We start from the raw sequence: 23,524 nt of genomic DNA on the forward strand, positions 1-23,524 counted from the left end.
TCAAAAAATCCTCGGTAATGAAATCTTCTTTCTTCATAAGTGCATAAAATTTAAAGTTAATAAAAAATAAAATACGGAGGTCGCGACCTCCGTATTTTAAACTTTACACACTTGGTGAGATACTACCTATAAAAACCATATAAAAAGTATTTACGATGAGGTTGCTATGATGCCCTAATGAGTGTTATAGAGAATTAATCACAACAAACATATTGGTTATCAAGATTCAGACGGATTTTTATAGATTCTTCTCTTTCTGTATCAGACGTATTGTATGCAAAAGCATCAAATGGATTAGCATTAGTCTTTTTGAACAACACAGTCGCATTTGCGCCTTTTGTTTTTGGATGGTTTTCAATGTCTATAACCTTGTCAAATTTCCATTCTGCACTAATTAATTTGACAATTGTGTTTCTTAACAGATGATCTTTGCCTTGTTTTTTATCTGATAAATCAACGATATATTTATTTGATTTATCTAAAAAATGAATCTTATAAAAAGTAGAACTACCACTCTTAGTCGATTCTATACGATTTAGTTTAATGAGACCTTCAGTTTCTAAATTTTTGAATACGCCTAGTTTTAAATTATCTTTCTTTGAGTCTTTCTTTATTTCAATCAATCCTTTACTTATTCTTACATAATTATAGTAAGGTTCTTTATCAAAATGAGTATTAAATAAAGATGCTGCTTGAGATTTTGAAACTTCAGTAGAACAACTTGATATAATTAAAACGTATAGTACTAAACTTATTTTTTTGATCATAAGAACTAATTGTGTTATTATCCTTAATTCTTTAATGTAAAATATATCACAATTTATTAATTTTAGCTAATAAATTAATTTTCACCAATTTGTTTTTGGTTCTTTAAGATTACGTGTTAGTTTTAGCAGATAGCTTTCTGCTTTCAACTGCAAAAGGATGTAACATGGATTATGTATAGGTGCTCAGTTCATCAATCAGATAATTGGTGGGGGTTAGAAAAAAGTAACTAAAAATATAAAATCGTTTTATGAAATCAATTCTATCTATTGTAAGCATTATAGTAATTTTTATTTCTTGTAAACGCGATAAAGAGGTCAAAGCGATTGAGGAAGTTAGAGTGTTGCAACCTGAGGTTGTCTGGAAGGCCTATGACGAAACAACCGATCTGGAGGCTACACAGAATTTGGAAAAGAAACGAATGCATTTGAAATTAATAAATTCCAGAATCAGAGATAAAAATGATATATGGAATCACCTGAATGAAGAGTTGAAATATTTTTCTGAGGAGGACCATATGAGGATGAAAGCACTAATCTTAGAAAAGGATATCCCATCTATTCAGCAGAGTATTCAAGAAGGTAAATTATCCTACGAAGATTTAGTAAAGTTTTATATCTATCGGATTAGAAAATTCGAAAGTGATAACAATTTGTCGTTGAATTCAGTAATTTCTCTAAATCCTAAAGTTATTGCTCAAGCAAGACATTTAGATTCTTTAGGTCCTTCAGGGGTTGATATCAATTCTATCTATGGGATGCCAATTTTAGTCAAAGATAATATTGGAGTTAAGGATATGCCTACGACTGCCGGTGCAGTTGTGTTTAAGGATAATATTACAGAGAATGCATTTATTATTAGTAAATTAAAAGATAAAAATGCATTAATATTAGGAAAATCAAATTTAAGTGAATGGGCATATTTTTTCTGTGAAGGTTGCCCTGTTGGATACAGTGCTATTGGTGGTCAAACGCTGAATCCTTACGGAAGATTAATTTTTGAAACCGGAGGATCTAGTTCGGGGAGTGGAGTAGCAGTAGCAGCTAATTTCTGTGTAGCCGCAATTGGTACAGAAACCAGTGGATCAATACTATCTCCTTCCAGTCAGAATTCTGTAGTTGGTCTTAAACCTACAATAGGTGTATTAAGCAGATCTGGTATTGTGCCAATATCCAGTACACTTGATACACCAGGGCCTATGACAAAAAGTAGTATGGATGCTGCTATTTTATTTAGTGCTATGTTAGGCAAAGATGTAATGGATCCTAGTTCTATACTTATGGGGGGTGATTTTATCTCTGCCACAACACAAGGTACTATCACGAAGATGAAATTTGGAGTTATTAAAGAGCTTTTAGTAGATTCTTTATACGCTAATGCTGTAGAACAAATTAAAAATAATGGAGGTGTAATTATAGAAATTTCACCAAAAGATGAGGAGTTATCAGGTTTCTTACAGGTTTTGAATTTTGATATGAAAAGAGATTTGCCAAAGTATATTAAAAAATATGCAAATACTATAAAGGAAATTAAAACTGTTGAAGATATAGTATCATATAACCTTCTGGATACTATTAATAGAATGCCTTATGGTCAGGGTTTGTTAGAAGGAATTGTTAAGGATGAAACTTCATTAAGAGAGATGGTGCAGATAAAAGAAGATCTACAGACAAAGGCCAGAGCTTATTTTGATACCTCTATGAAGCAATACAATTTACACGCAATATTATCAATTAATAATTACCATGCAGGATATGCGGCAATGGCTAAGTACCCTGCATTAACCGTTCCTATGGGATATGATACAGATGGAGAACCAAAAGGACTTACTTTTATTACAAAGCCTTTTTCTGAAGCTTTATTATTAAAATTAGGATATGCATATGAGCAAATATCTAACAAAAGAAAAGCTCCTGAGAAGTACAGATAGATTTTAAACTATCGATAGAAAAATGACAAAATTTGTAATAAGTTGAAGCATAAAGCTATAAAAAACAAAAGATACTAACTCAAAATTAGTACTTTGTTAATGGATTTATTCTTATTTTAATCATTTAGGATGTTACATGGATTAGCATGCCAATATTTAAAATAAAAAATCTATCTTTAATATCGATTTAACTCTATGGAAATAAATGTTTTAGTAACATCATAATTTAATGTAGAGAATAGAAATTTTGTTGAAATAACCTGGTTAAAAACACCAATACAATTAGTATGACAGAAATTTATCATCTGTTATTATACTTAAAATCATAGATGGAAATATCGCTTTTGAAACTATTAATCAAATTCGCCCCCCGATGGATAAGTACTATTAATAGTTTTAAAAGTGTTCCACTCTATGAGTGTGCTTCTAAAATTATATAATATAGTAATTTGATTTCTGGGTTATTGAATAAGTGCATTGATCTTGATCCACAATTCATTGTCAAAACTAGAAGGACCTAAAACATCCTGACCTGCACTATTACCCATACGTACTACTACTAGATTCTGACTCGGTACGATATATAATTTCTGGTCGTTTAACCCTAAACCTGCAATCATATCATCAGGGGCATCTGGGATCAATGAACCAGAAAACTCTCCTGTTGAGCCAGGTATCCTGGAGCTGGATTTACCATTTAACCACCATAGATATCCATATGATTGATTTAAACTCTGAGAAGTAGTTGTCATTTCTGTAAAATAATTCTGATCGGTTAAGATTTCTGTAGTATTCCAGTTCCCTTTGTTTAAGTTTAATAGCCCAAAGCGTGCCATACTTCTGGCATTACTATAATATACGTTTGCATATCCCAGAGAAACCCAATTACCACTCATGCCAATTTTATTTTTTAATCTGGTATCAAAATAAGTGGCATATTCCAGATTAGCTGCATTAGCGACCATTTCAGTTAAAAGGGTGTAGGCTGCAGTATGATAATACCAAAAATCTTCCGGCGGATTTAAAAATGTGAGACAGTCAGGATCTGTACAATTATTAGAAACAGAATAATCTAATCCTGTAGTCATTGTAAGATGATGTTTTACTGTTATAGCGTTTTCTTGCTCTGATGTAATGGCTGCCCATCCGTTTCCAAGATAGGTTGAAGAACTACTATTGATATCTAATAAACCTTCCTGTTGTGCAATCCCTATTGTAAAAGCGGTAAGTGTTTTTCCTACAGAGAACCAAGGGTTTGAGTCATCTATGTCTGATCCATTAAAATATTGTTCCACTGCGATTTTACCATTTTTTAGAATAATAAAAGATTTGGTGTCATTCTCTTCAAGAAAATCATAAAGCGATTTTTCTGCTTCTGTATTCCACCCTAAGTCTGTAATCGTCATTGTCTCCCAATCATCAGAACTGATAGGAGGGAAATAAAGTCCGGTTGTATCTGGACTGTTTATAAAATCATCCTCTGCTACCGTATCCTTAGAACATGAAAAATTTATAAGTATAATCAAAAATGAGAGTGTACTAATTTTTTTCATAAGGTATAGAGTATTTAGGTAGATTTAGACGTAGTAAGATACAAAAGGTTTAATAAAAGGAAAAAATAGGTAGATACTTATCCATTTTTATGCTTCTACTTTGGTGATTCATTGTATCTTTGCACGCCCCTGTCGGATGCCAGGTGTGTTTATCCTAATGTTATGAGAACAAAGACGTTAAAGAAGAATAAAATCAATGTTGTAACTCTTGGTTGTAGCAAGAATGTGTATGATAGTGAAGTCCTGATGGGGCAATTGAAAGCAAATAACAAAGAAGTGGTCCACGAAGAAGAAGGAAATGTGGTGGTAATCAATACTTGTGGTTTTATTGCTAATGCAAAAGAAGAGTCTGTCAATACAATTCTGGAATACGTGCAAAAGAAACAAGAGGGTGTTGTGGATAAAGTATTTGTGACAGGTTGTTTGTCGGAGCGTTATAAGCCAGACTTGCAGGAGGAAATCCCTGATGTTGATCAGTATTTTGGGACTACAGAACTCCCTGGACTGTTAAAAGCATTAGGTGCAGATTATAAACATGAACTTATTGGTGAGCGACTAACAACAACTCCAAAAAATTATGCTTACTTAAAAATAGCGGAGGGGTGTGACCGTCCTTGTTCTTTTTGTGCAATACCAATTATGCGGGGTACTCATAAATCAACACCCATAGAGGATTTAGTTCTAGAAGCTGAGAAGTTAGCAGCTAATGGAGTTAAAGAACTGGTATTGATTGCACAGGATCTTACGTATTATGGTCTTGATCTTTATAAAGAAAGAAAGTTGGCAGATTTGCTTAGAGAATTAGTAAAAGTAGATGGGATTGTATGGATACGATTACATTATGCATTCCCTACAGGGTTTCCTATGGAAGTCTTAGAAGTAATGAAGCAAGAATCAAAAGTTTGTAACTATATAGACATTCCGCTACAACATATTGCTGATCCGATTCTGAAATCTATGCGTAGGGGTACTACTAAGGCAAAGACCACTAAATTATTAAAAGAATTCAGACAGGCAGTTCCGGAAATGGCAATTCGTACCACATTGATTGTAGGGTATCCCGGGGAAACACAAGAAGATTTTGAAACGCTCAGAGAATGGGTACGTGAAATGCGTTTTGAACGTTTAGGTTGTTTTACTTATTCTCATGAAGAGAATACACATGCATTTAATCTGGAAGATGATGTTCCAGAAGATGTAAAAATGGAGCGTGCTAACGAAATTATGCATATTCAGTCACAGATTTCATGGGAACTGAATCAGCAAAAAATAGGGAAGGAGTTTAAGGTAGTTATTGACCGTAAAGAAGGTCCTTATTTTATAGGTAGAACAGAATTTGACTCACCAGATGTTGATAATGAAGTATTGATTGATGCAGCTAAGTTTTATTTAAAGACAGGAGACTATACCACGGTTAAAATATATGAAGCTGAAGATTTTGATTTGTATGGCGAACCAGTAAACTAATTGATTCAATTTTATAGAAAAAATGCCTTGATTTTTATTATATCAAGGCATTTTTAGAATTTGAGATTCTTTTTATAAACTTTCTCTATAGTTTAGCAATCTTTTGTACATATTCTGGATTATTATCAGTCCTTGTTTTAAGTAAGTAGATTCCTGATTCCATATTGGCTAAGTCCAATTGTAAATTTTGTTGAGAACCATCAAGAAGCTGGCTTTGTATTAGAGCTCCTGATAATGAGTATAATTGAATTGTCCCGGATTTATAAGGTTCAGAAAAATTAATACGAAGAACATTATCTACAGGATTGGGGTAAATACCTGCAATATTATTAGCGGCTTTATTTGTTGCAAAATCTTCTGGAACTCCATCTCCAAAACATATATCCATTTCAAAGGCATTGGCAAATAGACTGGTTAATGTTGTATTGCGATGAATGACGTCAGTTAGTGTAGTGTTTTTTATGCTTCTTTTTTGTGAATTGGATAAAAAAGGATCATTTTCAAAATAATAAAAATCTCCATCCCTAAGGTTTTCAAATTGTTTAGCGAGCATATTGTGCATTGTTTTTCCTACTGATGAATTTTCTAACTGATCTTCAGATAGAATACCAACCCATAAATCAATATGGTTAATATCATTATATAGCGTTTCTAAATTAGTAGCTACCGTATCATTTGACGAAATATCCGAGAACCTTTCTGCTTTTCTACCTGTGTAATATTTTCTTGCAGTATTATAATCAGGTAATCCATGATCTCTACCCCTCTGAATATTTAAGCTGCCCAGATCAATACCAAAACGTATTTCATCCTCTACGTTTCCAAATAGAAAATTCCTTAAAACATCATTGATTTTTGTATCTGTTTTATAGAGTCTATGCACGGTAGCACCTTTCAAAAATGCTTCTGGTCCGTATGCTACAAAAAGTTCAGGATTAAAAAAAGCCTCTACGAGTTCGAATTCACCTGGACCTAATTCTTCACATTCATTATCAACTACAACTACATCATCTGATACTTGCGTATGCCCGAATCTGTATGAAGCGGTAGCAAAAGTATTCATAATGTCTGGTCGTACATCATTCTTGTATCCCCTGTATCTTTTTAAATCAATACCTAATCCGGGTAAAAATTCTTGATAAGTAATCGCTTGTATAATTCCTCCAACTTTTTTTCTAGCTAGTTGATAGATCATTTCATCATCACTAAAACCTTCTTCAATTAATTGGTCACATATTCTATTATGTTCTCTAAGAAACACGGTTTGTATCGCCGTTAAAATTGTGTTTTCTGATGCCCTATGATCTCCGGCAACAAAAGTTTTGGTAGTTCCATCAATATCATCCATTTCTGGAGCATCCGGATCAATATCTCCTGTTATTTCTCCAGTATATGTGTTGTATGGAAGGTAGTTGCCTTCTGATGTTTTTAGTTTGCCATCGGTAAAGCTCCTTAACCAAGTTGCTCTTTCGGTATCAGAACCATATACTACAGAAGCATCCAGAAAAGCTGTGTTATTATTAATTTGTTCTCTTTTAGAATTAACAATATCATAATCACTTCTAAAGAAAGGAATTGCTTCCGTAAAAAGTGGTTCATCCTCTGGTAATGCAATGGGCATATATTCTGTGTTTCCAGCAGGCGTTGATGTCATATCATGATCAATAAATTGTCCCCAAAAATAGAGCATGGTATTTAAACCACGAACATTAAATTGTGTAACAGGCTCATCACAGACTAAATTTGAAATCTCTCTTGGAGAAGGACGATGATCACTATTTAGGGCATTGTTAGGATCTGATATCCCATAGTCAGCAGGTAATTCTCTATAAAAATTAGTATTTGCAGCACCCCATGTAGTTTTACTTCTTTTGGTTGTATTATTATTAGTGCCGTTGATTGATCTAAACTGTTCATTACGACTTCTTGGTGTTCTGGAGTCTCTGGATCGTCTACGATTGGATTTTAGTGCCTCATCATTGTTGGTACTACCAGCCAGGTAATTTCCGATAGCACTCTTAGATGGTTGTTGTGCCAAAACGTCTGTTGTAAATAGTAAGGAACAAAGTAATCCCAAGCTAGTGAGAAGTGTGAGTTTGTTAAGCATGATTTGTTTGTGTTAGAATTAATAATTTTTTAAGTTGATTATATGTTAAACATGTATTCATTCGATTCTATTCATACCATTACAGCCGGAGACTGTAGTGGTATGTCACAAATGTATACGAGTGCTTATGCACATGCTTCATTAATGGTTAATGCATAATAAATTATATGTATAAAAACCATTAAAGTCTGGCTGGGGGGGAGAAATTTGAGCCCTAAACCATTTTTGAGTTTATCTATAGACTCTTAAAATAGCTGTACTTAGAAAAACAAAAATATTTTTTTTTAAAAGAAGAGATGTTACATAAATCAGACATAAAATTACATATTTGATTAAAGACTTCATTTCTTTAAAACCCCTTTCTATTATTTGTTATGTCAATCGGGTATTGTAATTGTTTATGTTCTAGTTTTTTAAAAGCAGACGGAGTATGTCCTGTAATTTTTTTGAATTGCCCTGATAGATGAGCCACACTACTATATTGAAGCTTCCAGGCGATCTCAGAAAGGGTCAGTTCATTATATATCAATAAATGTTTTACTCGCTCGATCTTTTGGAGAATAATATATTGCTGGATAGTACAGTCATTTATTTTAGAAAACATTTTTGAAAGAACGGTGTAATGCATTCCTACTTTCTCACTAATATAATCCGAGGGTTTGATTTTTGATAACTCAGAGGAATGATGTATCATATCAATAATCACCTGTTTTGTCTTTTCTGTTAGTAATAGTTTTTTATCTATTACTAGATCATAACCTCTACTTCTTAGTGTTTTCTGTAATTCTAAGTGTTTGCTTAACGTAAGCTCCTTTTCCCTAATTAATACTTCACCTAATTCTACCAGGGTAGGGTTGAGGTTCATTTTTTGTAATAGAGTGGTTACTTCTGCTTTCGCGTGGTTGCTAAGCATATATTTGATAATAATCTTCATGGGACTATTAGTAAAAAGTGGTTGAATGTTTTATTATTGGTTGTAATAGGTTGTAATAGGTTTACCAATTCATAACGGAAATTAAGAAGAAAAATTGTAGAAATAAAAACTTAAGATAGTTCAATCTGTTTTAAATCAACTACTTGTATGGCGCCTTTGGTTGGAATCATATGTTGCCAGACCCAGTTGTAATGTTCAATTATTTGATTTGCTTTAAGATGTGGTCTATCTCCAGTGGTATGAGCATCTTTTACAACAGTTATCGCATAATCTTTAGTCAAAGCAGATTGAATTGTGGATGCTACACAAAAATCTGTAGCGCATCCTGTGATAAATAATTCATTACAATCTAATTCTATCAATTTAGATTGTAGGTTAGAATTATAAAAAGAATCATTAGCATATTTATTTATAAAAATATCTTGAGTTGTAACTTCTAATTCATCTAGTATTTCCCATTCGGTAGTGTTTGGTATAAATTCATTTGTAGCTGTGCCATCGTGTTGTATATATATCACTGAGAAATTAGATTTTCTGAATAATGATGATAACTGATTTATTCTTTGTACAATACCTGTAGTATCAAATCTAGGAGTTTGTGGTATAAAAGAACCTTTTTGCATATCTATAATCAGGAGTGCTTTTGAAGTGGTCATATATTATAATGTATATAGGTTAAGCGATTAAGGTAAACTTACTATCTTCTTATACCATATCTGTATAACGATACTTGGGCTTTCTGTACTTAGTATAGTTCATTTTCATTATATGAATAGAAGTAACAAAAATTAACAAAAAAGAATTATAAAATACTTTTAGGAAGTATTTTTCGGGTCCAGGTATTAACACGTTTTATTGTACTTACTTTATCATCTGGATTTGATTCTAGGGTGGTCTCCCAAGAGTTTTCAGGTTTATATTCTTCTTCCATACCTTCTAGTACGGTGGTTGCAATTTCTTCTGAATGTATAATTGCGAGGCATTCTGTATTAAGATTAGCACTTCTGGGATCAAGATTAAAGGTTCCAATAACTGTTGTGATTCCATCAACCACCATAGTCTTAGCATGAAGACCAAAAAGTGGTTTATGTTCTAAAGTTGCTCTTAATTCGCCAGTCATAATTTTGGTGCTTTCTGCAGCATCTGGTCGAAATTCGTAAATCTTGACACCAGTCTCTAATAATTTTTTTCGATCTTTTTGATAGCCGCTAAAAGCTTCTACATTATCGGTAGATGCAAGACTATTTGTAAGAATTCTGATTTCTACCCCACGTTGTACGGCTTCTCTAAATAGATTCTGACTTACTTCTGACGTAATTAAATACGGGGTTTGGATATCAATGGTTGCTTTTGCGTTTTTTACTAGTTTAACTAATGCCTCTGTAGAGCGACCACCACCACCGAGTCCTTCCGATCCGTCATTTTTTCCAGGTATATCGGATACAAAGGAAACTTTATCTGTCCAGAGTAATGAACCCGAATTTTTTATATTTTGAATTGCTACAGGAAGGTTTTCTATTTTAGAACGTACCTGTGGCCAGAAATTTTCTGGGTTACAGGCGTATTGATGTAACCGGTCAAAGTTTTGCGACTCCTGTTTCTGATCTTGTTGATCTACTAAGCTCTCTGTTAAAACACTAAGGGGGTGAGTCCAGAAGGTATTAAAAGATGCGGTAACTTGTTTTGAGACATGCCCTACTAATAAAACATCGCGATCTCTAAAATTGTACTCGTGATCATAGTCAAAATATTCATCCGCAATATTACGACCACCGGTTATAACTATTTTACCATCTACTGTAAACGTTTTGTTATGCATTCGTTGATTAGCATTTCTAAAATCAGTAGTGAATTTAACAATTTTACTGACTATATTCTTACCCAGATTCACTCCGGGATTATACACTTTGATAGTTATATTCTCGTGTGAATCCAATGCAAGTATATCTTGTATACCTGCATCTACCATAATATCATCTACAAGTATCCTAACCTTAACACCTCTGTCTGCTGCTCGAACTAAATAGTCACAAGCAATCAATCCAACATTATCAGTAGAAAAAATAAAATATTGAATATCGATTGTCTTTTCTGCATATTCACATAACCAAGCACGGGTGACGAGAGAACCACCACCATCTTCTAATACATATACTCCGGTTTTGTTTTTCATGGTATCAGTAAACGGAGCTAACTCCTTTGATAAACTGATGGTATCATTTCTATGAATACTGGAGCAGAAATCTTTATTTGGGATAGGAAGCTTTGTTTTTTTATCCGAACAGGAAACTAAAAGAATACATATTAAAAAGAAGGTTAGATAGTTTGTCATTTTTGCAATCTCGCTTGATGTATTTTGTGTTGTCATATATAATGAAATACTAATTAAAAAATGTAACCGTCTATAAGCAGGGACAGCCAAATAAATCGAGAAAACTCGAATATTGGATGTTTACTTCCTGTTGATCAAAACGTATGATTTGCCTGTAAGGTTCTATATAAATAGCTGTAATATCAGGGTCATTGCGATATCCAAAATAATACTCTTTATATTTGGCAAAGAGCTGAATATGTCCGTTGTCATTAGCAAAGCCACAATCTGCACCTAATTTACGTATATCAGTGAGATAATTATAATGTGCGGCTTCTTTTAAAAAAGAAGCATAGGTAAGTTCCAGGTTTATTTTAGAAGCCATTATAGGTTTTCCCAAGGAATTGGAGATAAAAGGATCTAATTCTAATACAACAAAACTTTCTGCACACTCACTAGGGTAAAATAAAATATTAATAATTTTAATTTTTTGAGCACCCTTTTCAAAATAAACATAAAACTCTTCATTGAGAAGATGATTAAAAGCCCGGGTTGCTTTTTTGTTTTTATATAATGTTACAAAAGTATTTTTGTAATATATATCCTCATTAGTTTCAGTTTCTTGAGATATATAATTATTAAAATCGATATCAGAAATATTGAGATATTCTTCAGCATCCAGAATAACGATGCCATTGACCTTTTCATTAAATTGATATACTCCGTGGAATCGGTCAAACATTTTGTTAGGCGTATGAATACCTTTATAAGAATTTGCTATTTCATCTATGGTTTTCAGAAACCCACTAAAAACATAAGAGGGCTGTGTTGATAAAGAATCATTTTGAATAGAAAACCACGTTCCCAGAATTTTGTATCCGTTATCATTCACCTCAAATGGAACGGTGGTTTTATCTTTTACGGTAACTTCTGTTCCAAAAGGGATGACATTGATTTTTTTGCTATTAATATCTGGTGCAGATCTTACCGTTAAACCACTACGGGCGATCACTCGATATGTTTTTGAGTCTTGAGATTGTGCCTGAGAAATGATGCAAAAGAGGAGGAGTAGATTTAAGATTTGTATTGTATTTAATCTTGTACGGGTACTTTTCATATGAGTCATTAACATAGTCTGGTATGATACAATATTGTCTACTATACAGATATACTTTAGTTAATACAATTACTTTGGGAAGAGTGTATAATTCTTATAGTAATATTAATTTAAACTTTTATATTTCATTCAGTTATAAAAGTTTATTGTAAGACTGTAATAAGAAATACTATTTATTTCCTTTTATATTCAGCTTTTGTTATTGTTCCATCAGGATTTACAAATTCATAATTATACTTTCCACTATTATCCCATCCATAATTTATGATATACTTTAAAGAATCAATTCTATATGTCAAACTGTATTGGTGGAGTTCGGGATTCGTAAAATTAACAATTTCTGCATCACGTAATGGTTTCAAATCTGGTCGAACGCCTTTAGTTTTTGCTTGTGGCATTATTTCATTTTCAGGAGCCACAGTTTCAGGGTTTATTTTTACTTTTCCCTTCATCGCAGCAATTAAATAAGGGTATTCTTTTATTGTATGATATTGATAGGTACTATCTGAGGTAAACCTTCCTAAATTTTCATCAAGTTGTTGGTTAGTTTCTCCATACACAGGAAAACCATCTAGCGCATAGGCGATAGGTTTATCAGGACCAACCTTGGATTGTAAATGCGTAGGAGCTAAGTGGTAATGATAATCGTCAGCCCTTCCGCAATGTCCACCCCATTTATCAAGTTCTCCAATAGCATTTGCATCTTCACCACGATTGTTGAGTGGGTTGAAGATAGGAATTCCATTTGCAGCAATTGCAATAGCACCTTTCATAAAATTATCTTTTGTTGAAAGAGGGTTTTCAGATACTTCAGGTTGTATAGGTATTGCCCAGGCATTATTGCCAGTATAATCGTGATTGATAGGAACTTGTTGCTGCCAGTTGGTAATGCCCGTCATCATTTCGTGCGCTGGAATACCATCAGATTCTATATAAAAATATTGATCATCATATCTAGTACTTATTTTATCAAAAACACCAAAAACAGATTCCAAAAATGAAATATTATTAGCTGCCATAAGTGAAACCTTTGTAGTATTGGCGTTTTTGCAGCCCAAGATGACTAATACCATTCCTAAAAGGCTAAAAGTCAGTAATTTTATTTTTTTCTTTATAATAAAAATTGAAAATAGGAGTAATGTTATACCTAATAAAATCAACCAAATTGATGTATCACTGTACAGCGTACTTTGCGCATTCTGAAGTTTGTTTTTATTATTAACCCAGTGAGTTCTGTCTAATATATATTGTTGGCTTTCTTGTGCAAAAGTATTGTAGTTAAATGTTGAAATTTTGTGATCTTCATTTCTTAAAAAAACAGTTTCGCCCTCTTTTTTTATAAAATCTGCTGTTATAGTTTTATTACTATTTACAAATTTCCAAATTACTGTAGGTTTACCGTGTCCTCCGTTATGAGCGAAAGCATTACTAAGGAATATTAAAACAAGCAAATAAAATAACAGCTTTTTCATTGATATTTATTTTATGGTGTATCGTACTATAACTTCGTTATCCAGAACTACATTTGTCGACCAAATAAATTTTGCATCGTTTTCTGAATTATCAAAAATAGAAGTAAAGTTGGTATATGCAGGTTTGTTATCTACCCCAATAGTCTGATTGGTATATGTGGTTGCATTTGGCCAATTAGCATCATCAAAATTAGTTTTCATCCAATAATTAGGAAGTTCCCAATGTAAGGCGTAAAATGAGGACCCGTCTTGACCTCCATCTGTATTACAATTTTGAGAATAGCGGTAGGTTCCATCTTCAGATACACAATCTAAATCGGTAACAGGTGCTGTATAAAAGGTCTGTGCTTTCCAACCTTCATTAGTGGTAGCGATAATATTATTCTGATCATCTTTAATAACAGCTACCATTCCACCATCTCCAGCGTGAAAAGATTTACCTCTGTTAGGTTCGCAACCTACACCTAGATGTTCTTCCCAGTCTACTAACTTCATAGCAATGGTAAATGGCTTTTTGGCTTTAAATTTTACAATACTGGCATTAAATTCTGTGAAGGGAACTTTATCCTTCCCTACTGGAATACCATTTACAAACATTTCAAAATAATTATCAGCAAAAATATAGGCTGTAAAAAGCGCTCCATTTTCATCAATTTCTATAATTTTAGAATCATCATAATCGGATAATGCTTCTTCTGAGGTTGCATAATTTTTACCTTCGCAGGAATTAAATAAATCTGGTGCAAATGGAAAATCAGTATTTGTATAATTGGTTAGAGAGGGTACTGTCCATTTTTTACCGTCCGTAGAGGTAATTTCTCCTATATCAGTTTTTCGTCCGCGTTCACAAGTATATATATTCTCAGCTATTGTTGAAGCTATGCCTTGGGTAATACTCGCAGTTCCTTTATAAGTAACAGTTTCCTGACTGCTTGTAAGCTCTGTTTCTGTTGTTTTAGTTTTATTTTTACCACAACTAAAGATTAATAATATGGTTAGTAAAGTAAGTGAATTTTTCATTAGGTATACATTTTTATAGTATCGCCAAATCTTAGGCTATAGTTAATATGTAAGTGAAAAGTAGTGAGTTTTAACAAAGCACTTAACACCTGCATACAGAGTGTATATTGTAAAACTTTCTAAAAATACAATTATTTTATGTTTTTAATGATGCAATTAATGAATGAATAGCAAGTAAGGCTTTTTTTGTTATTTTCAGCAATATGATCGCTAATGAGCGGTTATAAATATAAGCATACATAAGAAACAACATGCAACTTCAAAAACTATTAATAGAGACTACAATTTTATGAAAAGCAAAGTAGAAAGGGGCTAAAACTTTGAATTATACAAATCCAAGAAAGTATGAATAAATCTTATTATGAGTTCAAAAAATGAAAATTTAAATAGAATACTTTTTAAATATCAAACAAGACCACACAAGCAAATTCATGTTATTCATTTTAAGGTGGTTACAATAAGCTTACTCCATAGGAATCATATCCTTTATGGTTGCTTTCTTATATAACTCAAAAGGGATCAAAGCATAGAAAAATATTTCACTTTCTAATGGTAGCCAGAAAAGGCGTGAATCAATTTCAAAATTTGCAAACAAATCATTGAAATTTTCTTCAATCTGGGGTATTATGGTAAATTCATCTAAGTCAAAATTCATTTCAAATTCTTTTTTACCCATATGGACCTTAAGACTGATGGAATTTTCATCTTCATTGGTTCTGATTTCAGCAGATTGAAACGCTATTCCACCAATTTCTTTGAGCTCTTTCATAAAACTTTTATAGTCTTCTATTGAGCGGAAATCATCAATAAAAAAAGAGAAATGATGTAAGTCTAAATGGTAATTATTTTCACTTTTATTTATTTTGTTTATGATCTGATCCCGATCGTTCTGGGGATAATCAAACCATCCTATTTCTTCCAGAGATTTTAGGTATTGCTTTTTGTTCATACTCTAGTTATTACGTGTTTATTGTTGTGGCAATAAACTTGTTTTCATTTTTCTCCTAGTTTCAATATGGGCATATTCTTTTTAATTTAAGATAAATAACTTTTAGTTTTTTACATGTTATTATCTTACATTTTATCAGTCACTTACTGAAAAATGTAAATGAAATATTTCTTGTTTATTTACAAAAATTATCTCAGAACTGGCGCAGACATAGAATCCTTTTGTTTTACCAACAGTAAGATGATAAGTTTCATCACTGGAAACTGTGTAGAGAAGTACTTCTAAAAATTCTTCAACCCATTCTTTTTTCCAGTCGTCATCTGATAATGAAAAGTTATTTTTTCTATCGGATAAAAAGATATTACTAAATGGTTTTTCTTGAAATTCAAAAAACCAATATTCTAACATTGACTTAATTAAATATTCTCTAGGGTTTTTTATTTTTTCGAGATTAAATGATGTACAAATTGGATCAAATATTACACTTAACTGTTCTTCTAAAGATTGATCAGTTTTTTCAAATTTTGTCAATCTAAAATCATATCCATGATTCGTTTTATCATTAATTCTGGCCATATTAGCCAACCATCCGTTAATATATCCGAGATTATATATTCTTTTATCGTGTTGGTTCATTAAGACTATTGTGGTTTTTATAGTTTGACATTATCTCAATTGGTAGTTATTTTAGCTTTCTCTAATAGTAAGAATAAGTACTTTTCTTATGTCTTATAGATTTTTTGTGTTACCGAAAATATTCATCTATTCCTGTCGTATTGTTTTTTGATCTAAATTTACTACACTTTGTCTAATGCTCTTTAGCATCATTAAATTGCCATAATACATTCACAAGCTTCCATTCTCCATTAAGTTTTATAATATGCATATAGTCAACCCAATCATCCGCAATTAATTTTACTGAAGCAATTTTATTATAGATATCAAGAATAACCACTTCTTTTTTTGGGTCTTCTGGGAATTTATCTTTATTTATATTGTAGGTTTCAGCAAGCAAAATCATGGCGTCAGTAAATGTTTCTCTCAAGTATTCTTTCCCTGTTTTCTTATTTGTCCAGAAAGTCCTTTTAACCATCCTTGGATGAGCAGATCGCTCGAATTGTTCTGGTTTTACCTGGTGCTGAGATTCGATATAATCCAATGCAACTTGTTTAATGTCTAAGGAGTCCTGTTTAGTTTGTCCTCTAACATAAGAAGTCAAGAGGAAAAATAATGATATGGTAAATATAAAATATTGTTTCATGATTGATCTTTTAAAGATATGTTATAGGGAGAAACATATAAGAAATAGTGTTTAAGACTGTCATCAGTGATTTATAAAAATGATTGTTTTATAGGTCTTAGTAACTCGTATTATTTATCACTTTACGCAGCAGCTAGCTAATTCATGTCAAGTAGTCTTTTATTAATAAAAATCATAATAGATACTCCATTCTTCAGTTTTTTTGTTTTTTGCAAACATTAAGCTACCACTATCTACGACATTTAGATTTGCTTTTTCATCAGATGAAATTTGAAAAACAAATTCAAAACCTTCTCCAAATCCATCAGAATCTCCGATTCCAGGTTGACAAAAAGAAGGATAACCACCGATTTTATGTTCATACGTATGATCGGTTATATCATAATAACTTCTAATAATCCCTTCTCGCTCTAATTTGATTATTTCATCTTCCATTTCTCCTGATAATCCACCACCATCCCAGATAGGAAAATCTTTTTTAATAAATTCAGATTTTAGAGGAAACGGTTTTAAGAAAGATGTTGGATTTTTCAAATTCTTAATTTTTATTTCATCAAGATTTTTGTATTCTCTTATTAGCCAACGATCTCCCATTTTTTCTAAACACTTAGGCAACTCTTTGGAAATAAAAACGGTTATTACTTTCGTATTTTGTATATTTTTATGAATAAATGGAAGATTAGGAATGTAAAGTTGCCCAAGAGAAATCATTAAATCCCCATTTTTATCAATCGGTATTTCTTCATCATTTTTAAAGACAGAAACCTTTCCAATCCAACTTTCTTCTATAGTGTTTTCTGGTCTAAAACCACCTGTAGTAAATTTAGTTATGGGTCTAGCTATTTTATTTTGAATTTCTTTTATCGTCATTTTATGTGATTATAACTTACATCTCTTATATAGTGCCATTACATACTAAAAAAGTATTAAAAAAATAGATCAAATCGTGGTAGATTGATCTATCTGCCATGCAGTTCCATATTAGGAAGATTATTATTTTCTTTTAAATAGTGCTGAAAAAAGTTTTTCATTTGAGAAAAATAGTCATTTCTAAATTCACTTATTCTATGATCTGCTCCTTCATAAAGTATGTAGCGTAGCGGATGTTTATATTTATAAAGTTCATTTACTAACTCAAGAGATTCTGCAGCAGTAACACGCCAATCTGAACTACCATGCATAATTAATAGAGGTGTGGTTTTACACATCTTATCGGCCCAGAAAACTGCTGATCGTGCTTTGAGTTCTTTTTCTTTATTGTTATGATAGTCCGGAATATATTTTGCATAAACATTTTCTTCAAAATCTGGCCTGTTAACCAAGTGTGTAAAGGCATTGGCAGCACCAGCAAGAACTACAGCTGCTTTAAATTTGCATGATTCTTTTAATGCAAGATAGGTCATCATACCACCTCTACTTGCACCTTCTATACCTATTCTTGAGGTGTCGGCATTGCTTATTTCATTTAGGCTATTGACTAAACTTAAAACATCATTCAAATCCTTACCACCAATTTCATCTTGTCCCTCACTACCATCATTACCCCGATATTGGCTACCTATTGCAACATAACCCCAACTTGCTAATTTTCCCAAAAAGAAGCCAACACCAATTTCATTCCATTTACCAAATTCTCCGGAACCTCCTCGATTAGAAATTATGCAAGGAAAACTTTGAGTTCCAATTGGTTTAGCGATAAACCCTTTAATTTTCAGGGAATCGGATAAATAGGTGATACGGTAAAATTCGATTTTTTTAAGAGCTACAGCTAATACAGAATCAGCTTTTTGAATTTTAGCGACCGTAGAATCGCTTAAAATCATTCTTTGTTTTTCGATAATTTTGCCATCTTGTGCACCAACAAAATAAATACCAACATAAAAAAAAGATATAATTGTCAATATTTTTAATTTCATATTTACTATTATTTTATTGAGAAATAACGCTTTTATATAAGGTTAACAAGGAACCAAAGACATACTCAATTTAAAGTTAAACACATATCCAAAACTTTTCACTTTGTTTTATTTTTTTTTATAGCAAAGCTCACCGAACAACTATAATTAACAAAATACAAAATAAGAGCATAGTCATTAATTTAAAAGATTTTTTAGACATAATCATAGTATAGATTGTAGGATTGAGAATCAAACCTGTACTCATTATGAGAAGCTTTATTATAGTTTTTTATGTTTAAACGCATATTCTTATTTTATTACAAACTAAACTCTGTATTAGTGAGGCTTTCTTCGATTACTTTTTTGAGCATAAGAAGATTGCTCTGTGGTCCAATGGTAAGTAGTTTTGGACCTGTGATTGGTATACCATTAAAAGGTCTCACAAATACTTTTCCATCCGGATTTCGCTCAAAAAAAGTATAACTTTTTTCATTACCAATTTTAGCACAACCTTTTACTCTTAGGATACTTTTCGGCAATGTTTGGCAGATATAATAAATGCAACTTAGATTGGGGAGATTTGGTAAATCACAAGAACAAGAAGACCAATGTGCTTTTTGATGGTCAAGCTTTTGAGCCATATTTTTAGACGGTTTGAGTTCTGAAACAAGCATGATATCAATATCTTTCATTGTTATAATCTTAGCAAAAGGATTACGCTTTTTTAGATCTCTAACAACTAATGCTTGTCTATCTACTGTTTGCTTCTCGATATGACTAAGGACAATTAAAGAAGATACTTGAACCTGATTTGATTCTAGTTCATTAAATTCTTCTCGTTTTTGCCAATTTGTAACATCAACAACTGATATCTGGATAGGTGGTAAAAATCTATCATGTAGTCCAACACATAAAAACTCCATTAAAGAGCAAGCATCAGAAGTACCATTAGCTTCAATTAAAGTGATCCCATTAGTTCGTGCAGGAATGCGATTTACATAATTTCTCAATTCATGTATACCAGTACAACAAATGCAACTACCCGTAAGTGCTCTAATCCATTTTGGTTCCAGCTTATCAGTCAGTTGGAGAGTGTCAAGGTTTGCGTTTTCATAATCATTTAAAACTACAAAAGGATTCCAACCATTATCAATATAACTGGTTATTAAGTGTTTTAATAGTGTTGTTTTTCCTGCTCCTAAAAAACCGACAATAGTGATGATAGCTTCCATATTCTTTAAAGTAGAACTTAGTGTCTAGTATTTTTATTTGTTATTTAATTCATGAAAATTTAGCGCTATTGTAAGAAAAAATTATCCTTTGATTCGATACTAAATTTTGTTCAGATTTCATACAAGATATTAGCACCTCTTAATTGCAATAATTATTCATATATCTATACTCACTCTTAGGAGCCATCTTTTCAATTTTTATTCCTTTCATTTCCCAAATTTCAGAATTGGATAATTCAATTTTGATAGGTCCAATTCCCTTTCCCACAGTAATTTTGGTTTTGCTACCTCCATAATCACTTATAAATATCTTAGTTTCAATCTCTGCTTCACCAATGATAATAGATCCTGAACTGATCACTGAGTTTTCATTATTTAAAATATCTTTAGTATTATCAAATTTGAAAGCAAAAGATTCTCTTGTCGTAGGAATATTTTTTTCGATATATCTAGAGTCACTAACCATCCATATAGAATCTTTTTCTCCTATTAAAAGTTGAGAAGACATATCATGACAATCACATCCCGAGTCCGAAAAATAATTTTCTCTATGAGAAATCCATTTATCTCTAAGATAAAATTTCTTTTCCATGTTAGAAGATTTGTTAACAAAAACATATTCAGATAGTACATCTCCTTGAAACCAAAATTGTTCAGCATCTAATTTGTATTCTCTACACGTAATGTTTCTAAAAAATAAAACTCCACAAGAAGAAAAAAGTAATAGCAAAGACATTAAAATTAGTAATCTGTTTTTCATTTTGTTTATTAATAATAATAGTTAAATATAATGAAGTTACTAAGCCAAATGGTAACTATATTGTAATATATAATTTTGCTGTAGTTCTATTTTAAGTTTGAATATAGACTGTCAAACGTTATCCAGTCTGTAGTTGATAATGATTTTCCATCGATATTCATTGGAGAAAACCTAACTTTGTACCTTCCTTCTCTACTAAAATTGAATGCTCCTGCACACATTCCATGTCTTACATTGAGATTTCCATTCTGTTCTTTAATATAGAAGATCGTATACTCATTAGAGGATAGGTCAGCTACATCTGTTTTAAACCAAGTTTCAGTTTCGGATTTATTTTTAACATTGAAGATCGCATGTACTGAAGGTCCACATCCATAAGGAATAAACTCTGTTTTATCAAAGTTAATTTTTAGATCTGAGTTTTGCAATGTTAGAATTGGTTATTATTTATTTCAGACTCTATATTGATCCATTTAATTTTCCATCCTTTATCTAAATGTTCGCCAGTTGTAAAAAAGAGGAACTTATTGTTAGGTGTTACATATGGATTTCCTTGTCCCTTATTATTGATTTGATTATTTAGTTTTTTTGTATTTGTCCACCCACCATTACCGTCACTATAACTAATCATTAAATCGAGTTCGTGACCTATTGAAGCAAAAATTAAGTAGTCTTCTTTAGGTGAAATATATGGAGTGCATGTTCCGGTTTCGGGATTTAGTGAAATTGTAGTTTTTTCTGCATTTATAAATTTCCCGTCTACTTGTTGCGAATGATAAATATTCATTTCGCTATAATCCAAGTTACTTGTGTGAAAGTATAGAGTTCCGGATTCTGTCACTGTAGGATGCGAAACTAATTTTTGTCTTAAGTTTGGAATATCCACAAAAATAGGTTTTTTCCATTCTCCATTAACTTTTTCGGATTTCCAAATATGCCAGGTTTCAAAAACGCCATCAATTTTTGTCGGTCTGGTAGAACTAAAATAGATTGAATTTCCATCAGGTGAAAAACTCATTCCATGTTCGTTATAAGAACTGCTGAAAAATGCTTTCTTAGGTTCAGACCAATTTTTGTTATTATTTTTTATTACAAAAACTTCAAATTTCTTAAAACTCTTATCTGAAATAGTATAATAATATTCTTTTAAATTAGGACTAAAAATTCCTCTATGTATAAGTTTGTTATCAGGAACCAAATTTTGCATAAACTCAAAAGGTGTTTTATCTGGAATTTTGTTGGTTAAAAATTCCATTTTTGTAGTATTATTTTCATGCCTACAACTTAAGACAACAATTGTAAATAGTAAGATGATTCTGAGTTTGTTCATTTCTCTAATTAATATCATAGAGTACTTATAAAAATAATTAGGCAGAAAAGAGGCTCTTTCTTTTTGATGGAGTCACAATTCAATTTTTCAATTTTTCAATTTTAAAAACACTAAATTTCATAGTTGGTGACTTTGTTAATATTCTCAGAACTTACGGTTGAACGTAAACGTCTTATGTTCTATATACGATTTTATCATTATTATTTTTCTATGTTGAATGTAGGAAGGAATATATCATTCAACATTGCAAAAGGTAATTTATCATCCTGAGAATTATAGGCTCCTCCGGTAAATACAGCAACCATATCCAACGCTGGAAGAATCATAATATACTGACCTCCGTTTCCAGTTGCAGTTTTGGAGACAACAACTTTATCGTTTACTTTAAATGGAATGTTCCACCAAAGATAACCATAATCAATTCCGGTAATTTTGGTTTTTGGTGTAGTTGATTCCTGAATCCAATTTTCTGACACGACTGTTTTTCCATTCCATTTCCCCTTATTGAGTAACAATTGTCCAATTTTTGCCATATCTCTAGAGGTCATATATAATCTTTTTCCAGATGGTATAATTTCTTTATCTGACGTATGTCCCCACTTTACATTGTCAATTCCCATAGGACTGAATAAATATTTCTCAGCGAATTTGTCAATTGTCATTCCTGATGCCTGACTTATTATTTCTGCGATTAAAACTACACCCATTGAGCAGTAATTTGATACCGCTCCTGGTTGATTAACCATTGGTAAATCAAGAGTATATTGAAGCCAATCTTTTTTTTTAGAGACCTTGTCTTCCTGTCCTTTTGATTTTTTGTTCCAGTCGTTACAATCAAGTCCGCTTGACATAGTTAAGAGGTTTCTGATGGTAATGTTATTTTTCCTCTTATCGAGATTCTTTTTGGGTATATGACTCTTGATATATTTTGATATTGGGTCGTTGATGTCTTCAATAAATCCTTTCTCAATGGCAATTCCTAATAAAATTGACCTTATGCTTTTTGTGGTAGAACGAAGGTCGTGAGGCTGGTCTGCTGAATGTCCTTTAAAATATTCCTCAATAATGAGTCGGTCATTCTTTATCAATAAAACACTATGTATTTTGTTTGCTCTGTTTTTTATTTGGTTGAATGCTTTATAAATTAATGTTGTATCAATATTTAGTGATGTTAGATTTTCCGTTTTCCATCCATCCCCAAGCTCTTCCGGTTGGGAATAGCTATAGGTGCTCTGTCCAAAGCAAAATAAATTAACCAATACCGCTAAAATTGTTAATATTACTATCTTTTTTTTCATAATATAAAGATCTCGTGTATAAAACATAACCTGGGATAAAATGATAACTTTTCGGATTAACACAACGTAATTTTTTTTATTTTAAGTTAACTACGGATTATTTCTATATAATATGAAAAG

21 protein-coding genes are annotated in these 23,524 nt (G+C 31.9%); 2 read left to right on the forward strand and 19 right to left on the reverse strand.

The features are described 5' to 3' along the window. Positions 1–194 precede the first annotated feature (194 nt). Complete coding sequence (locus tag ABD816_RS13495; RefSeq protein ID WP_344928188.1) at positions 195–767, reverse strand: hypothetical protein; 573 nt, start codon at positions 765–767, stop codon at positions 195–197. Between the two features lie 248 nt (positions 768–1,015). Between ABD816_RS13495 and ABD816_RS13500 the strand changes: the two genes are divergently transcribed. After that, positions 1,016–2,695, forward strand: coding sequence for an amidase family protein (locus ABD816_RS13500; RefSeq protein ID WP_344928190.1), 1,680 nt, complete (start codon positions 1,016–1,018; stop codon positions 2,693–2,695). A gap of 461 nt (positions 2,696–3,156) precedes the next feature. On the opposite strand, the gene ABD816_RS13505 is transcribed toward ABD816_RS13500, so the two are convergent. Next, positions 3,157–4,248, reverse strand: coding sequence for a serine hydrolase domain-containing protein (locus tag ABD816_RS13505; protein WP_344928193.1), 1,092 nt, complete (start codon positions 4,246–4,248; stop codon positions 3,157–3,159). Positions 4,249–4,410: 162 nt separating this feature from the next. Here ABD816_RS13505 and rimO point away from each other — a divergent pair, with 162 nt between their 5' ends. Then, positions 4,411–5,715, forward strand: coding sequence for a 30S ribosomal protein S12 methylthiotransferase RimO (rimO, locus tag ABD816_RS13510; RefSeq protein WP_344928195.1), 1,305 nt, complete (start codon positions 4,411–4,413; stop codon positions 5,713–5,715). Positions 5,716–5,800: 85 nt separating this feature from the next. Here the strand turns inward: rimO and ABD816_RS13515 are convergent, their stop codons facing one another. The 17 genes from ABD816_RS13515 to ABD816_RS13595 form a co-directional block, all read right to left on the reverse strand. Next, a complete protein-coding gene (locus tag ABD816_RS13515) occupies positions 5,801–7,822 on the reverse strand; it encodes a peroxidase family protein (RefSeq protein WP_344928197.1) in 2,022 nt (673 codons plus the stop codon). A gap of 349 nt (positions 7,823–8,171) precedes the next feature. Beyond that, a complete protein-coding gene (locus ABD816_RS13520; RefSeq protein ID WP_344928200.1) occupies positions 8,172–8,756 on the reverse strand; it encodes a helix-turn-helix domain-containing protein in 585 nt (194 codons plus the stop codon). A 110-nt stretch (positions 8,757–8,866) separates the two neighbouring features. Continuing rightward, on the reverse strand, positions 8,867–9,412 hold the full coding sequence (locus ABD816_RS13525) for an isochorismatase family protein (RefSeq protein ID WP_344928202.1): 546 nt from the start codon (positions 9,410–9,412) through the stop codon (positions 8,867–8,869). A 146-nt stretch (positions 9,413–9,558) separates the two neighbouring features. Continuing rightward, complete coding sequence (locus tag ABD816_RS13530; protein WP_344928204.1) at positions 9,559–11,124, reverse strand: phospholipase D family protein; 1,566 nt, start codon at positions 11,122–11,124, stop codon at positions 9,559–9,561. 34 nt (positions 11,125–11,158) lie between these two features. After that, positions 11,159–12,184 carry an SH3 domain-containing protein gene (locus ABD816_RS13535; RefSeq protein WP_344928206.1) on the reverse strand — a complete coding sequence of 342 codons (1,026 nt, stop codon included), beginning with the start codon at positions 12,182–12,184 and terminating at the stop codon, positions 11,159–11,161. Positions 12,185–12,357: 173 nt separating this feature from the next. Further along, a complete protein-coding gene (locus ABD816_RS13540) occupies positions 12,358–13,656 on the reverse strand; it encodes a YHYH protein (RefSeq protein ID WP_344928208.1) in 1,299 nt (432 codons plus the stop codon). A gap of 6 nt (positions 13,657–13,662) precedes the next feature. Then, positions 13,663–14,676 (reverse strand): hypothetical protein, encoded by a 1,014-nt coding sequence (locus ABD816_RS13545; RefSeq protein WP_344928210.1) that lies wholly within the window; start codon positions 14,674–14,676, stop codon positions 13,663–13,665. Between the two features lie 463 nt (positions 14,677–15,139). Further along, positions 15,140–15,625 carry a hypothetical protein gene (locus ABD816_RS13550; RefSeq protein WP_344928212.1) on the reverse strand — a complete coding sequence of 162 codons (486 nt, stop codon included), beginning with the start codon at positions 15,623–15,625 and terminating at the stop codon, positions 15,140–15,142. A 135-nt stretch (positions 15,626–15,760) separates the two neighbouring features. Beyond that, positions 15,761–16,261, reverse strand: a complete 501-nt coding sequence (locus tag ABD816_RS13555; RefSeq protein WP_344928214.1) for a hypothetical protein — start codon at positions 16,259–16,261, stop codon at positions 15,761–15,763. Positions 16,262–16,433: 172 nt separating this feature from the next. Further along, positions 16,434–16,886: a nuclear transport factor 2 family protein gene (locus tag ABD816_RS13560; protein WP_344928216.1), complete on the reverse strand. Its 453-nt coding sequence runs from the start codon at positions 16,884–16,886 to the stop codon at positions 16,434–16,436. A gap of 162 nt (positions 16,887–17,048) precedes the next feature. Continuing rightward, positions 17,049–17,756, reverse strand: a complete 708-nt coding sequence (locus ABD816_RS13565) for a DUF1963 domain-containing protein (RefSeq protein WP_344928220.1) — start codon at positions 17,754–17,756, stop codon at positions 17,049–17,051. Positions 17,757–17,845: 89 nt separating this feature from the next. Then, the gene (locus tag ABD816_RS13570) at positions 17,846–18,802 is read right to left on the reverse strand and encodes an alpha/beta hydrolase family protein (RefSeq protein WP_344928222.1); all 957 of its coding nucleotides are present in this window, start codon (positions 18,800–18,802) and stop codon (positions 17,846–17,848) included. Between the two features lie 299 nt (positions 18,803–19,101). Beyond that, positions 19,102–20,016, reverse strand: coding sequence for a GTP-binding protein (locus ABD816_RS13575; protein ID WP_344928224.1), 915 nt, complete (start codon positions 20,014–20,016; stop codon positions 19,102–19,104). Positions 20,017–20,155: 139 nt separating this feature from the next. Next, entirely contained in the window at positions 20,156–20,776 is a 621-nt protein-coding gene (locus ABD816_RS13580; protein WP_344928226.1) for a hypothetical protein, read from the reverse strand. A gap of 86 nt (positions 20,777–20,862) precedes the next feature. After that, positions 20,863–21,204 (reverse strand): hypothetical protein, encoded by a 342-nt coding sequence (locus ABD816_RS13585; protein WP_344928228.1) that lies wholly within the window; start codon positions 21,202–21,204, stop codon positions 20,863–20,865. Between the two features lie 2 nt (positions 21,205–21,206). Beyond that, on the reverse strand, positions 21,207–22,031 hold the full coding sequence (locus ABD816_RS13590) for a TolB-like translocation protein (protein WP_344928230.1): 825 nt from the start codon (positions 22,029–22,031) through the stop codon (positions 21,207–21,209). Positions 22,032–22,306: 275 nt separating this feature from the next. Continuing rightward, the gene (locus ABD816_RS13595; RefSeq protein ID WP_344928234.1) at positions 22,307–23,404 is read right to left on the reverse strand and encodes a serine hydrolase domain-containing protein; all 1,098 of its coding nucleotides are present in this window, start codon (positions 23,402–23,404) and stop codon (positions 22,307–22,309) included. Positions 23,405–23,524: the final 120 nt, after the last annotated feature.

This window comes from Aquimarina addita, from assembly GCF_039539305.1.
GTDB lineage: Bacteria > Bacteroidota > Bacteroidia > Flavobacteriales > Flavobacteriaceae > Aquimarina > Aquimarina addita.

Bases quoted from the DNA above. Each gene is read 5' to 3' on its own strand.
- ABD816_RS13560 (WP_344928216.1), bottom strand. From the start codon at position 16,886: ATGAAACAATATTTTATATTTACCATATCATTATTTTTCCTCTTGACT.
- ABD816_RS13500 (WP_344928190.1), top strand. From the start codon at position 1,016: ATGAAATCAATTCTATCTATTGTAAGCATTATAGTAATTTTTATTTCT.
- ABD816_RS13525 (WP_344928202.1), bottom strand. From the start codon at position 9,412: ATGACCACTTCAAAAGCACTCCTGATTATAGATATGCAAAAAGGTTCT.
- ABD816_RS13555 (WP_344928214.1), bottom strand. From the start codon at position 16,261: ATGAACCAACACGATAAAAGAATATATAATCTCGGATATATTAACGGA.
- ABD816_RS13545 (WP_344928210.1), bottom strand. From the start codon at position 14,676: ATGAAAAATTCACTTACTTTACTAACCATATTATTAATCTTTAGTTGT.
- ABD816_RS13565 (WP_344928220.1), bottom strand. From the start codon at position 17,756: ATGACGATAAAAGAAATTCAAAATAAAATAGCTAGACCCATAACTAAA.
- ABD816_RS13570 (WP_344928222.1), bottom strand. From the start codon at position 18,802: ATGAAATTAAAAATATTGACAATTATATCTTTTTTTTATGTTGGTATT.
- ABD816_RS13495 (WP_344928188.1), bottom strand. From the start codon at position 767: ATGATCAAAAAAATAAGTTTAGTACTATACGTTTTAATTATATCAAGT.
- ABD816_RS13595 (WP_344928234.1), bottom strand. From the start codon at position 23,404: ATGAAAAAAAAGATAGTAATATTAACAATTTTAGCGGTATTGGTTAAT.
- ABD816_RS13530 (WP_344928204.1), bottom strand. From the start codon at position 11,124: ATGACAACACAAAATACATCAAGCGAGATTGCAAAAATGACAAACTAT.
- rimO (WP_344928195.1), top strand. From the start codon at position 4,411: ATGAGAACAAAGACGTTAAAGAAGAATAAAATCAATGTTGTAACTCTT.
- ABD816_RS13550 (WP_344928212.1), bottom strand. From the start codon at position 15,625: ATGAACAAAAAGCAATACCTAAAATCTCTGGAAGAAATAGGATGGTTT.
- ABD816_RS13580 (WP_344928226.1), bottom strand. From the start codon at position 20,776: ATGAAAAACAGATTACTAATTTTAATGTCTTTGCTATTACTTTTTTCT.
- ABD816_RS13575 (WP_344928224.1), bottom strand. From the start codon at position 20,016: ATGGAAGCTATCATCACTATTGTCGGTTTTTTAGGAGCAGGAAAAACA.
- ABD816_RS13535 (WP_344928206.1), bottom strand. From the start codon at position 12,184: ATGAAAAGTACCCGTACAAGATTAAATACAATACAAATCTTAAATCTA.
- ABD816_RS13590 (WP_344928230.1), bottom strand. From the start codon at position 22,031: ATGGAATTTTTAACCAACAAAATTCCAGATAAAACACCTTTTGAGTTT.
- ABD816_RS13540 (WP_344928208.1), bottom strand. From the start codon at position 13,656: ATGAAAAAGCTGTTATTTTATTTGCTTGTTTTAATATTCCTTAGTAAT.
- ABD816_RS13520 (WP_344928200.1), bottom strand. From the start codon at position 8,756: ATGAAGATTATTATCAAATATATGCTTAGCAACCACGCGAAAGCAGAA.
- ABD816_RS13505 (WP_344928193.1), bottom strand. From the start codon at position 4,248: ATGAAAAAAATTAGTACACTCTCATTTTTGATTATACTTATAAATTTT.
- ABD816_RS13515 (WP_344928197.1), bottom strand. From the start codon at position 7,822: ATGCTTAACAAACTCACACTTCTCACTAGCTTGGGATTACTTTGTTCC.